This window comes from Micrococcus flavus, assembly GCF_014204815.1.
GTDB lineage: Bacteria > Actinomycetota > Actinomycetes > Actinomycetales > Micrococcaceae > Micrococcus > Micrococcus flavus.
Genome location: NZ_JACHMC010000001.1, coordinates 1,914,935 through 1,927,305 on the forward strand (window position 1 = coordinate 1,914,935; position 12,371 = coordinate 1,927,305).

At 73.1% G+C, this 12,371-nt stretch carries 11 protein-coding genes and 1 tRNA gene; 3 read left to right on the top strand and 9 right to left on the bottom strand.

Annotated elements, in window-relative coordinates; all coding sequences use genetic code 11:
• Nucleotides 1-26 precede the first annotated feature (26 nt).
• Both sucC and pcrA read right to left on the bottom strand, forming a co-directional pair.
• Entirely contained in the window at nt 27-1,196 is a 1,170-nt protein-coding gene (gene sucC, locus BJ976_RS08890) for an ADP-forming succinate--CoA ligase subunit beta (RefSeq protein ID WP_135030010.1), read from the bottom strand.
• A gap of 207 nt (nt 1,197-1,403) precedes the next feature.
• Nucleotides 1,404-4,001, bottom strand: a complete 2,598-nt coding sequence (gene pcrA / locus BJ976_RS08895) for a DNA helicase PcrA (RefSeq protein ID WP_135030008.1) — start codon at nt 3,999-4,001, stop codon at nt 1,404-1,406.
• 111 nt (nt 4,002-4,112) lie between these two features.
• Between pcrA and BJ976_RS08900 the strand changes: the two genes are divergently transcribed.
• Entirely contained in the window at nt 4,113-4,760 is a 648-nt protein-coding gene (locus tag BJ976_RS08900; protein WP_135030006.1) for a hypothetical protein, read from the top strand.
• Between the two features lie 55 nt (nt 4,761-4,815).
• Nucleotides 4,816-4,892: transfer RNA gene (locus tag BJ976_RS08905), tRNA-Arg, on the top strand.
• 2 nt (nt 4,893-4,894) lie between these two features.
• Here BJ976_RS08905 and BJ976_RS08910 read toward each other — a convergent pair.
• The 5 genes from BJ976_RS08910 to BJ976_RS08930 form a co-directional block, all read right to left on the bottom strand.
• Nucleotides 4,895-5,656, bottom strand: coding sequence for a nucleotidyl transferase AbiEii/AbiGii toxin family protein (locus BJ976_RS08910; protein ID WP_229667230.1), 762 nt, complete (start codon nt 5,654-5,656; stop codon nt 4,895-4,897).
• A complete protein-coding gene (locus BJ976_RS08915; protein WP_135030004.1) occupies nt 5,649-6,653 on the bottom strand; it encodes a type IV toxin-antitoxin system AbiEi family antitoxin in 1,005 nt (334 codons plus the stop codon). The genes BJ976_RS08910 and BJ976_RS08915 overlap by 8 nt, the downstream gene beginning before the upstream one ends.
• A 62-nt stretch (nt 6,654-6,715) precedes the next feature.
• The gene (locus tag BJ976_RS08920) at nt 6,716-8,587 is read right to left on the bottom strand and encodes an ABC transporter ATP-binding protein (protein WP_184231846.1); all 1,872 of its coding nucleotides are present in this window, start codon (nt 8,585-8,587) and stop codon (nt 6,716-6,718) included.
• 162 nt (nt 8,588-8,749) lie between these two features.
• The gene (locus tag BJ976_RS08925) at nt 8,750-9,244 is read right to left on the bottom strand and encodes an HNH endonuclease (RefSeq protein ID WP_135030002.1); all 495 of its coding nucleotides are present in this window, start codon (nt 9,242-9,244) and stop codon (nt 8,750-8,752) included.
• Nucleotides 9,245-9,401: 157 nt separating this feature from the next.
• Nucleotides 9,402-10,103 (bottom strand): metal-dependent transcriptional regulator, encoded by a 702-nt coding sequence (locus BJ976_RS08930; protein ID WP_135030000.1) that lies wholly within the window; start codon nt 10,101-10,103, stop codon nt 9,402-9,404.
• A gap of 124 nt (nt 10,104-10,227) precedes the next feature.
• Here BJ976_RS08930 and serC point away from each other — a divergent pair, with 124 nt between their 5' ends.
• Nucleotides 10,228-11,355: a phosphoserine transaminase gene (gene serC / locus BJ976_RS08935; protein WP_135029998.1), complete on the top strand. Its 1,128-nt coding sequence runs from the start codon at nt 10,228-10,230 to the stop codon at nt 11,353-11,355.
• A gap of 55 nt (nt 11,356-11,410) precedes the next feature.
• Here serC and BJ976_RS08940 read toward each other — a convergent pair whose 3' ends face one another.
• Complete coding sequence (locus BJ976_RS08940; RefSeq protein ID WP_135029996.1) at nt 11,411-11,884, bottom strand: DUF3027 domain-containing protein; 474 nt, start codon at nt 11,882-11,884, stop codon at nt 11,411-11,413.
• A gap of 4 nt (nt 11,885-11,888) precedes the next feature.
• Nucleotides 11,889-12,272, bottom strand: coding sequence for a cold-shock protein (locus tag BJ976_RS08945; protein ID WP_135029994.1), 384 nt, complete (start codon nt 12,270-12,272; stop codon nt 11,889-11,891).
• Nucleotides 12,273-12,371: the final 99 nt, after the last annotated feature.

The following is a 12,371-nucleotide window of genomic DNA, read 5'->3' on the forward strand; positions in this document are numbered from 1 at the left end:
CAGTCTTCCCTCGTCTTTCCGAAGCTTCAGTTCGCGGAGTGGGCGAGCTCGGCGGCCTTGTCGGCGCCCTCGTCCATGCTGGCGGCCAGGGTCACGAGCGGGTGGCCGGCCTCGTTCAGGATGCGACGGCCCTCCTCCACGTTGTTGCCGTCGAGGCGCACCACGAGCGGCTTGGTGGCGGCGTCGCCCAGGATCTCGAGGGCCTTGACGATGCCGTTGGCGACGGCGTCGCACGCGGTGATGCCGCCGAAGACGTTCACGAACACGGACGTGACCTGCTCGTCGCCCAGGATGACGTCGAGACCGGCAGCCATGACCTCGGCGTTCGCGCCGCCGCCGATGTCCAGGAAGTTGGCGGGCTTGACGCCGCCGTGCTTCTCGCCCGCGTAGGCGACGACGTCCAGGGTGGACATGACGAGGCCGGCGCCGTTGCCGATGATGCCGACCTGGCCGTCGAGCTTGACGTAGTTGAGGTCGTTGGCCTTGGCCTTGGCCTCGAGCGGGTCCTCGGTGGCCTTGTCCACGAGGGCGGCGTGGCCCTCCTGGCGGAACTCCGCGTTGTCGTCGAGGGAGACCTTGCCGTCGAGGGCGAGGATCGTGCCGTCGCCGGTCTTCACCAGCGGGTTCACCTCGACGAGGGTGGCGTCCTCCTTCTCGAAGACGTCCCAGAGCTTCACGATGACGTCGGCGACGTCGGCGCGCAGCTCCTCCGGGAAGTTCGCCTCGGCGACGATCTTCTGCGCGGTCTCGGCGTCGATGCCGGTCAGCGCGGACACGGGCACCTTGGCGAGGGCCTCGGGACGCTCGACGGCGAGCTGCTCGATCTCCATGCCGCCCTCGACGGAGCACATGGCCAGGTAGGTGCGGTTCGCGCGGTCCAGCAGCACGGAGAAGTAGTACTCCTCGGCGATGTCGGCGCCCTCGGCGATCATGACCTTGTGGACGGTGTGGCCCTTGATGTCCATGCCGAGGATGGCCTGGGCATGCTCGTAGGCCTCGTCGGCGGTCTTGGCGACCTTGACGCCGCCGGCCTTGCCGCGGCCGCCGACCTTCACCTGCGCCTTGACGACGGTGACGCCGCCGATCTTCTCCGCAGCGGCCTTGGCCTCTTCGGGGGTCTCCGCGACGATGCCGGCGAGCACGGGCACACCGTGCTTCTCGAACAGATCGCGCGCCTGGTACTCATACAGGTCCACGGTGTATGTCCTTCTTGGTCGAAGACAATTTCCTGCCGGCACCGCGGGGAGGCCGTGCCGACGCCGGCGCCGCGTGTCCGCGGCCGGGGCCGTGCCGAGGGCAGGACCGGGCGGCGGACGGCGGCGCTCCGCTGGCCACTCTAGACCACGCGAGCAGGCGGATCCGAGGCCCGACGGTCCAAGACGGGCGGGCCGGTCGCCGCCCTGTCAGCCCTCGATGCGCGTCAGCGGCGCGTACCGCAGGAGCAGCCGCTTCTGGGCCCCCGACTCGAGGAACGTCACGGTGGCCACGGTCTTGTCCCCGGCCCCCGCCACGGCGTCCACCCGGCCCTCGCCGAAGGTGGTGTGGGAGACCCGGTCCCCGGGGCTCAGCGCGGCGATCTCCTTCTGCGGCTGCATGCGCGAGGGCGCCTTGCCCCGGACCACCGAGGACCCCACCGTGAGGTCGGCCGGCTCGTCCCCGCGGGTCAGGCGCGCCGGGCGGTTCCCGCCGACGCCGCCACCCGTCGCCCGGTCCCCCCACGCGCCGGACATGGAGCCCCGACGGGAGGAGCCGCCGAACCGGTCGGCGTAGCGGGAGGTGCCGGCCCCGTTCAGGGAGCCCAGCCCGCCGGAGCGGTCCGTGCCCTCGCGCTCCCACTGGATCAGGTCCTCGGGGATCTCCCCCAGGAACTGGCTCGGCGGATTGAACTGGTGCTGGCCCCACAGCGACCGGGCCTCCGCGCGGGACAGGTGCAGGCGCTCCCGCGCGCGCGTCAGACCCACGTAGGCGAGCCGGCGCTCCTCGGCCAGCTCCTTCTCGTCCGTCATGGACCGGGAGTGCGGGAACACGCCGTGCTCCATGCCGGTGAGGAACACCACGGGGAACTCCAGGCCCTTGGCGGTGTGGAGGGTCATGAGGGTCACCTGGCCCTGTTGCTCGGCCAGCGCCTCACCCTCCACGTCCGCGGCCGTGGGCAGCTGGTCGGCGTCCGCGACGAGCGCCACCTGCTCGAGGAAGTCGGAGAGGGTGCCGTCCGGCGTCGTGGTCTCGAAGGCACGCACGACGGCGACGAGCTCACCCAGGTTGTCCGCACGGGACTCGTCCTGCAGGTCCTCGGACTCGCGCAGGGCCGCGAGCATGCCGGACTGCTCGAGGACCGCCTCGAGCACCGTGGCGGGTCCGGCGCCCTCGGCCACCTGGGCGAGGTCGTCCATCATCTGCACGAAGCCCTGCACGGCCTTGAGCGAGCGGGCGGCCATGCCGGGGGCGTGCTCGGCGTCCCGCAGGGCGTCGAAGAACGGGATGCGGTTCCGCTCGGCCCACGCGGCGACGGCGCCCTCGGCCCGGTCGCCGATCCCGCGCTTGGGCTCGTTGAGGATGCGGCGGGTGTTGACGTCGTCCGCGGGGTTGACGATCACCCGCAGGTACGCGAGCGCGTCCTTGATCTCCTTGCGGTCGTAGAACCGGGTGCCGCCGATCACGCGGTACGGGATGCCGCGGGTGACCAGGCGCTCCTCGAGCGCGCGGGACTGGGCGTTGGTGCGGTAGAAGACGGCCACGTCCGCGGGTCGGACCCCCTCCTCGTCCTGGAGCCGGTCGATGGTGGTGGCGATCCACTCGGCCTCCGCCGACTCGTTCTCCGCGGCGTAGCCCACGATCCGTGGACCGGCGCCCTCCGCCGTCCAGAGGTCCTTCTTGCGCCGGTCCGGGTTGTTCGCGATCACCGCGTTGGCGGCGTCCAGGATGGTCTGCGTGGAGCGGTAGTTCTGCTCGAGCTTGATGGTGGCCGCATCCGTGAAGTCCTCCTCGAACTCCACGATGTTGCGGATGTCCGCGCCGCGGAAGGCGTAGATGGACTGGTCCGAGTCGCCCACCACGGTCAGCTCGCCCCCGGCGGTGGCCACGCCCTCGGGCTCCCCGGCCGGGCCGGCCAGCAGGCGGATCAGACGGTACTGCGCGTGGTTGGTGTCCTGGTACTCGTCCACGAGCACGTGGCGGAAGCGCCGGCGGTAGTTGTCCAGCACGCGCGGGAACGCCTCGAACATGTGGACGGTCATGCCGATCAGGTCGTCGAAGTCCAGCGCGTTGGCCTGGCGCAGGCGCGCGGTGTACTCGCGGTACACGGCGGACACGGCCTGGCCCCACGGGTCCGTGGAGGACACCGTGCCGGCGTGCTCGTCCGCGTCCACCAGCTCGTTCTTGAGCGCGCTGATGCGGTTCAGCAGCGCCTTCGGGGCGAAGCGCTTGGGGTCCAGGTCGTGCGCCTTGGCGATCTGCGTGACCAGCCGGAGGCTGTCCGCCGAGTCGTAGATGGTGAACGTGGGCTTCAGCCCGATGTTGGCCGCCTCGTTGCGCAGGATCCGTACCGCCGAGGAGTGGAAGGTGGAGATCCACATGCGGCGGGCGGTGTCCCCGATCAGGCCCGCGATGCGCTCGCGCATCTCCGCAGCGGCCTTGTTGGTGAACGTGATGGCCAGGACCTCGTGCGGGCGGGCCCGCCCCGTGGCCAGCAGCCACGCGATCCGGTGGGTCAGCACGCGGGTCTTGCCCGAGCCGGCGCCGGCCACGATCAGCAGCGGCGAGCCCGTGTGCTGCACCGCCGCCGCCTGCTGGGGGTTGAGCCCCTCGACGAGCCCGGCGGGGGTGAGCCGCCCCGGTGCGGGCGCGCCGGCGTCGTCCCCCCAGGCGCCCGCCTCCGGGTCCACGGCCGCGCGCGTCACCGACGGCGGCACCAGCCCGGGCAGGGCCGTCTCCGGATCCGCGGGGCGGGTCCGGGCGGAGAGGATCGAGTCGCGTCCGAGGGAGGAGAAGAGGTCAGCCATGGCCCGGCCAGTCTAGGCGCGGGCCCGGACACGGCAGCGGGGCCGATTCCCCTGCCGCCGACCCCGCCTGGGAGAATGGAGCCGATCCCCGTCCCGCCCCAGGAGTCCGAAGTGGCCAAGAAGAAGACCAGCAAGCACCGTCGCCCGCAGGCCGGGCCCTCCACCGGGTCGACGGCGGCCCCCGACGCCGGGCGCGACCGCGCCACCCTGCGGGACGTCTCGCCCCGGGAGGACCTGGGCGTCGCGGCGGAGCAGGAGGGCAGCCCGGCCATGCTGGTGATCGCGCTGATCGGCACCACCCTGTTCATCGGCGCCTACTACCACCTGCTCGTCCTGCAGCAGATGACCCAGCTGACCGGCGGGCTGGCGATGCCGGACTCGATGCTGTCCTACGGCACGGACCATGTGGCCGCGCTGACCGGCGTCATGGACGAGGCCGCCCGGGGTCAGCTCAACTGGGTGCACAAGACCGCCGGGGTGATCTTCGCGGTGGCCGTGGCGCTGACGGTGGCCGTGGTGGGCGCTTGGCGCCTGCGCCCGGCCGCCGCGAAGTGGGGCGCGCTGGCGCTGGGCGTGGCGTTCGCCGTCGTGGACGTCTGGGAGGGCCTCGCCATCGAGCAGGCGATCGCCGCGGGCGGTGCCGGGACGGGCGTGGCCGCCGCGCTCACCCTGATCCGCTGGGTCCTGCTGGCCGTGATCGCGGTCGCCGTCGCGGTGATGCTCTGGCGCGGGGGCCGCGGGACGCGAGCCCGCCGCTGAACGCCTCGGCTAGACTCACCCACCGGACCGGATGCGCCGCGGCGCACGGGTCCGCGCCCCAGTAGCTCAGTTGGATAGAGCGACCCTCTCCTAAAGGGTAGGCCGTCGGTTCGATTCCGGCCTGGGGCACCATGTCAGCGGCCCTCAAGTCCCAGCCGGAGCGCTGCGAGGCGCAGGTCCCAGACGCGGAGGGGGCCGGACAGGCCCATGTCATGCAGCAGGGCTTCGCCGCTTTCCGCGATGATCTGAGCACAGACGCGAGCGGCCACAGGCAGCCCCGCGATCGCCCCTGACCCGACGATCCACCAGGCTGCCGCGTCGGGGTCATGGTCGAAACGCGCCAGAGTGTCGGACTCCCACAGGGCGTCGGACTCGAGTCGTCGCTCCACTATCGCGTCCAGGAGTGCGCGCAGGTCCTTCGCATCCTTGGAAGTCTGACCACGGCGGACGTTCCATGCGATGACCTTGAGCAGGGCCAGCGCCTCAGCCGTGGGCACGCGCACCACGCAGTCATGCGCCACCTCGACCTGCATGGCGGACGCGTACGCCTCTGCTTGGCCGCGCACATCCAGCACGATGTCGCGCGCAGGCGAGAAACGAGCTGCTTCCTCCGGGACGTCGATGGACGGGAGCACGTCCACCGGCATGCCTTCGACAGTGAACGTGTACCCCTTCTCATTGACAGGAGTCCCCAGCGCTTGGACCACCGCCCTGTACGACGTGCCAGCCGGGATGCCGACGACCACATCGACGTCCTCAGTCTGTCGCCCCGGCTGCGCTCCGAGCTGCGCGAGCACCGCATCGCGAGCATGGGCGCCGATCACCATGATCTCGGACCCCACACGATGGGAGACCGTGTGAAGCACGGAGGCGATGTCCGCAAAGGGGTCATCCACGGCGGGCCTCCTCATCCAGCACCTGCTCCCCCGCCTCACGCAGTCGAGGGTCCACAGTGCAGAGGAGTTCCGCCGCTGTCAGTAGCGGAGGTGCCGTCGGACCGACCATGAGGAGGCTCTCGTCCCAGAACCGCTCGCGCAGGACCATGTCGGTGGCCTCCGCCGCTGTGCGCAGTCGACCGACCCTGACCACGTCAGCCCACGGCGGACGGTCGAACACGACCACGCCGGTCCCGTTCCGCACGGTCGGCGCCACGGCGTCGCCGGCCAGGGTGGCGTCCGTGCGCTCCATCAAGGTCTCCGCCAGCAGCAGGGGCGGTGTCGGGGCAGTGACGAACCTCGTCGCCAACGTCCCCACGAGCCTTTCTCGATATCCCAACGCCCAGAGGCGTATGAGGTCACCTCGCCGGCCGAGCGCGCGTTGCGGACGACCCGCCGGGACCAGGTAATCCTGCTGACGAAGAGCGTGGAGGGCCTGCTGGGCCGAGCCGACGGAGACCGCGGCGGCTCTGGCGACGTCACGCACGGGCGACTGACGCAGATCCGGCACGCACAGCAGGGCGAAGACCACCCTGAGACCCGATGGCGTGCTGATCCGACCGCCATACCCCCCGTGGACATCGGACCTCCGAGCCGCCGTGGCGCGGCGTCGCCCCTCGACATGGATGAGGAGGCCGGGAGCTCGGATGTCAGCGTTACCGTGGCGGTCCACATAGGCCACGCCACGGTCCCGCAGACGGCGCCCGAGGGCGGCGTCCACGACGGGGAGCAGGAGAAGGTCACCCTCCGTCACGGGCACGATCTCCAGTGCCTCGAGCACACTCGATGACTCCCGACGGGGGTCCACGGCATCCACATCCCCCCAGAGCGCGAGCCGCCGCCGTTGACCAGTGGGGAGAAGGACCGTCTCTCCGGCAGCGTCGGGGACGACGTCCACACCGGCCAGTGCGCGCGCATAGGGAGCGGTCTCCTCCGGGCCCGGGGCTATCCAGCGCATGCGTTCATGCTATCTGAACGTTCAGATGACATGAACAGTCATGTCCCGGAACACCCCTGCGCTCACCCCTGCTCGGCGAACTGCGTGGTGTACAGCTCGGCGTACCGCCCGTCGGCGGCCAGCAGCTCGGCGTGGGTGCCGCGCTCCACGATCCGCCCGCCCTCGAGCACGAGGATCTCGTCCGCGTCCCGCACGGTGGAGAGCCGGTGCGCGATCACCACGGCGGTCCGCCCGGCCAGCGCCTCCCCCAGCGCCTCCTGGATGGCGCGCTCGTTGGTGGAGTCCAGCGCCGCCGTCGCCTCGTCCAGGACCACGACGCGCGGGGCCGCCAGCAGGAGCCGGGCGATGGTCATGCGCTGGCGCTCGCCGCCGGAGAGCCGGTACCCGCGCTCGCCTACCACGGTGTCCAGCCCGTCCGGCAGGGCCTCCACCACACCCCGCAGCCGCGCCCGCTCGACGGCGTCCCACACCTCGGCCTCGGACGCGTCCGGCCGCGCCAGCAGGAGGTTCCCGCGCACGGTGTCGTGGAACAGGTGCCCGTCCTGCGTCACCATGCCGACGGCGTCCTGGAGGTCCCGGAACGCCATCCGACGCACGTCCACGCCGCCGATCTCCACGGCGCCGGAGCTGACGTCGTACAGCCGCGTCACGAGGGAGGCGACGGTGGACTTGCCCGCCCCCGAGGACCCGACGAGCGCCACCGTGCGGCCGGCCGGAATCTCCACGTCGATCCCGTGCAGCACCTCCTCGCCGCCGCGGGTGTCCAGCACGGCCACCTCCTCCAGCGAGGCCAGGGACACCTCCTGCGCGGTGGGGTAGGCGAACCGCACGTCCCGCAGCCGCACGGACAGCGGACCGGCGGGCACGGGCGTCGGCGCGGCCGGCTCCTGGATCAAGGGCTCGAGGTCGAGCACCTCGAACACCCGCTCGAAGGACACCAGCGCGCTCATGATCTCCACCCGGGCGTTGGCCAGGGAGGTCAGGGGCGCGTAGAGGCGCGTCAGCAGCAGCGCCATGGTGACGACGTCGCCCGCGTCCAGCGTGCCCGCGACCGCCTGGAGGCCGCCCACCCCGTACACGGCCGCGAGCGCGAGCGCCGAGACCAGCGTGAGCAGCGTGGTGAACACGGCCTGCCGCACGGAGATGTCCACGCCGGTGGCGCGCACGCGGTCCGCGCGGCGGGCGAACTCGGCCGACTCCGCGCCGGGTTCCCCGAAGAGCTTGATGAGGGTGGCACCCGGGGCGGAGAACCGCTCCGTCATCTGGTCCCCCATGGCCGCGTTGTGCCCGGCCCGCTCCCGGGAGAGCCCGGCCAGGCGCCCGCCCACCCAGCGGGCGGGGATCAGGAACAGGGGCAGGAGGACGAGCGCCAGCAGCGTGATCTGCCAGCTCGTGGCCAGCATGACGCCGAGGGTCAGGGCCAAGGAGACGACGTTGGCCACCACACCGGAGAGCGTCCGGGAGATCGCCGACTGGGCGCCGATCACGTCGTTGTTCAGGCGGGAGACCAGTGCGCCGGTGCGCGTGCGCTGGAAGAACGCCACCGGCATGCGCTGGACGTGGTCGAACACGCGCGTGCGCAGGTCGTAGATGACGCGCTCGCCGAGCCCCGAGGAGAGCCACTTGGTGAACACGCCCACGGCGGCGTCCGCCACGGCCACCAGCGCGATCAGCAGCGCCAGCCGCACGATCAGCCCGGAGTCCCGACTGCCTGTGATCGCGTTGACCACGTCACCGGCCAGCACCGGCGACGCCACCCCGAGCACCGCACCCACCACGGAGGCGACCACGAACACCACGAGGCGCGCCCGGTACTGTGCCGCGAACGCGACCGTCCGACGCACGGTCCCGGGGGCGAGGGCCTGGCCCTCCGCCCCGTCCGTGCCGCGCTGCATCCGCATCATGGACACGCGCGCCGCCGACTCCATGCTCATGGGCCCACCGACCTCTCCGACTCCGCGGTGCGCAGGCGGATCCCGGACGCACGGCTGGTCCAGGCTAACGACGCACGGCCCGCGCGGCGGCGGAGTTCGCCCCGGGCACAGGGGCGGCCGGCGGCGGGACCCGATGACGGCCGGCCCGCCCGGCGGCCGCGCTCACGCCGCCAGCTGCAGCCAGCCCTCCCACGCGGGGGCGGGGCGCTCCAGGCCTCGCAGGCGCCACTGGGCGCCCCGCGGCCGGGCGGGGGTCACGCGCAGGCGCCAGCCGAGGGCCTCGAGGGAGCGGTCCGCCTTGACCCCGTTGCAGCGCAGGCAGCAGGCCACGAGGTTCTCCCACGTGTCCTGCCCGCCACGGGAGCGCGGGTGCACGTGGTCCACCGTGGTCGCGTGGGCGCCGCAGTAGGCGCAGCGATGGCCGTCGCGGCGCAGCACCCCGGCGCGGGTGGCGCCCAGCGGGCGGGCGGCGGGCACCCGGATGTAGCGGTGGAGCAGGATCACGAGGGGCCGGCCCCACTCCCGGCCGGGGCTCACCACCGGGTCCCCGCCGTCCTCGAGGACGCTGGCCTTCCCCGCCGCCACGAGCAGCAGCGCCCGGCGGTCGGAGACCACCGAGACGGGTTCGTAGCCGGCGTTCAGGACGAGTGTGCGCATGACGGGCCTCGGGGGGTGACGGACGGAGCTGCTCTGCCGCCACGGTAGGCCCCGACACGGCCGCGTGCCGCGTGTCGGCGCGCCGCCGTACGGGAACGTCACCGGCGCGTCATCGCCGCATCACGCGGCCGTCATGCCCCGGCCGCCCGGGACGCGGTCAGGCGCCCTCGACCCACACGTGGCCGGCCGTCTCCTCGGAGAGCTCGAGGGCGCCGTCCCCGGCGCCCTCGGCCTGGACGCGCACGTAGCCGGACTCGAGGGCGGGCCGGACCCGCACCTCGGCCCCCGGCACGATCCCGGCGCGGCCGAGCTCGGCCAGCAGAGCGGGGTCCGCCTGCACCCCCTCCGCCAGGCTGCGCACGCGCCAGCGGCCGGGCGTGGCGGCGACGGCGGCGAGCACCTGCCCGGGCAGTCCCATGTCCCGGCTCCACTCCTCCGCGGAGCGGACCTCGGGGCGCGGCGGGATGGGGGTGCCGTAGGGGGTCTCGGTGGGGTTCTCCAGGATCTCGAGCAGCCGGCGCTCCACCTGGTCGCTCATGACGTGCTCCCAGCGGCAGGCCTCGTCGTGGACGTAGGCCCAGTCCAGGCCGATCACGTCCGCGAGCAGGCGCTCGGCGAGGCGGTGCTTGCGCAGCACCGCCACGGCGTGCTCGCGGCCCTCGGGGGTCAGGTCCAGCCGACGGTCCGGGCCGACGTGCACCAGGCCGTCGCGCTCCATGCGCGCCACGGTCTGGGAGACGGTGGGGCCGGAGTGCTCCAGGCGCTCCACGATCCGCGCGCGCAGGGGCGTGATCCCCTCCTCCTCGAGCTCGAGGATGGTGCGCAGGTACATCTCGGTGGTGTCGATCAGGTCCGTCATGCCGCGGCCTCCTCCAGAGCGCTCGTCCCGGACATCCTAGCCAGGGGGGCGGTCACGTGCGCGGCGGCACGGTGCCGGAGGGGGAGGATGGGACCGGCCCGTCCCCGATGCGTCAGGAGCACCCATGCCCTCCCCCGACCAGATCACGATCCCGCAGGACCTGCTACCCCGGGACGGCCGCTTCGGCGCCGGCCCCTCCAAGGTCCGGCCCGAGCAGCTGCAGGCACTGCAGGACGCCGCAGGCCTGCTGGGCACCTCCCACCGCCAGAGGCCCGTGAAGGACCTCGTCGGCTCCGTGCGCCACGGGGTCGCGGAGCTCTTCTCCGCACCGGAGGGCTACGAGGTGGTCCTGGGCGTCGGCGGATCCACCGCCTTCTGGGACGCCGCCGCGTTCTCCCTGGTCCGCTCGAAGGCACAGCACCTCTCCTTCGGCGAGTTCGGCGCCAAGTTCGCGCGCGCCACGGACCGGGCCCCGTTCCTCGAGGCCTCGGACGTCCGCACCGCCGAGCCCGGGACCCGCCCCGCGCCGGAGGCCGTGGCCGGCGTCGACGTCTACGCGTGGCCCCACAACGAGACCTCCACCGGCGTGGCCGCGCCCGTGGTGCGGCCCGAGGGGATCGACGAGGACGCGCTCGTGATGGTGGACGCGACCTCCGCCGCGGGCGGCCTGCTCGTGGACGTGTCCCAGGCGGACGTCTACTACTTCGCCCCGCAGAAGAACTTCGCCTCCGACGGCGGCCTCTGGCTCGCCCTGTTCTCCCCGCGGGCGCTCGCCCGCGTGGCGGAGATCGCGGGCTCGGGCCGTTGGATCCCCGAGTTCCTGGACCTGTCCATCGCGGTGGAGAACTCCCTCAAGGACCAGACGTACAACACGCCCGCCCTGGCCACGCTCGTGATGCTGGACGCCCAGCTGCGCTGGATGAACGGCCACGGGGGCCTGGACTTCGCCACGGGCCGCACCGCCGACTCCTCCGCCCGCGTGTACGCATGGGCGGAGGCCTCGGACGTGGCCGCCCCGTTCGTCACGCGTCCCGAGGACCGCTCGGCCGTGATCTGCACGGTGGACTTCGCGGACTCCGTGGACGCCGCCGCCGTCGCGAAGGCCCTGCGCGCGAACGGCGTGGTGGACGTGGAGCCGTACCGCAAGCTCGGACGCAACCAGCTGCGGATCGCCACGTTCGCCGCGATCGACCCGGAGGACGTCACCGCCCTGCTGGCCTGCATCGACCACGTCGTGGAGCGGCTGGGCTGAGCCCGGTGCACGGGAGGGGCGGGTCGGCACGCGACGACCTGCCCCGCCGGCGTCGTCAGTCCTCGTCGGGGACGCGGCCCTCGGCGACGGCGGCCAGGCGCTCGCGCTCCTCGGCGCTGACGCGCTCCTCGTAGGGCACCCAGGGCGGGGCGACGACGGCGCCCTCCCCCGCCTCCAGGCCCGTCTCGCACACGGTCACGTGCCGACTGCGCGGGGCGCGCGCCACGGTGGAGTACCAGACCCACCCGGTGTAGCCCGGCAGGGCGGAGGCGAAGCGGTGCGTCATCAGGCGGTCGTCGTCCGCGGTGGCGCCGAGGTGCTCCCCCACCTGCTCGTCGGACGCCAGCCCGGCCAGGCCCGCGCGGGCCTCGGCCACGGCGGCAGCGAGCACCTCGTCCCGCTTCGGGGCGCGCCGCCGCCGGGACGGGGCGGCGGGGGGCGTCGCCGTGCCGTTCTCGGCCGCGGCGCTCTCGAGCGTGTCGGGGCCGTGCGTCTCGTCCGGGTCGGTCTCCGGGTCACGGGAGGTCATGGCCTCATGCCTCCAGGTCGTCGGCCACGCGGCGCAGCACGGCGGCGATCTTCTCGGCCTGCGCGCGCTGGGGGTAGCGGCCGCGGCGCAGACCGTTCGAGGTCTGGTCCAGGACCTTGATGAGGTCCTCCACGATCCCTGCCATGCGGTCCGGGGACGGGCGGTGGTTGCGCACGACCGAGGGGCCGTCCTCGAGGACCTGCACGGACAGGGCCTGCTTGCCGCGGCGGCCCTCGGCCACGCCGAGCTGGACGCGGGTGCCCGAGCGCAGCTCGGTCAGTCCGGAGGGGAGGGCCGAGGAGGGCACGTGGACCTCCTCGCCGTCGTCGGTGTGGGCGAAGCCGAACCCCTTGGCGGAGTCGTAGAACTTGATGCGGCCCGTGGGCATCTGGGCACCTGCCTTCGTCGGTCGGGGCATCCCGGGGCGCGGGCGCGGCCGGTCCGCGTGCGCACCGCACGCCGGTCCGTCGCGGGGCGGCCGGGTCCT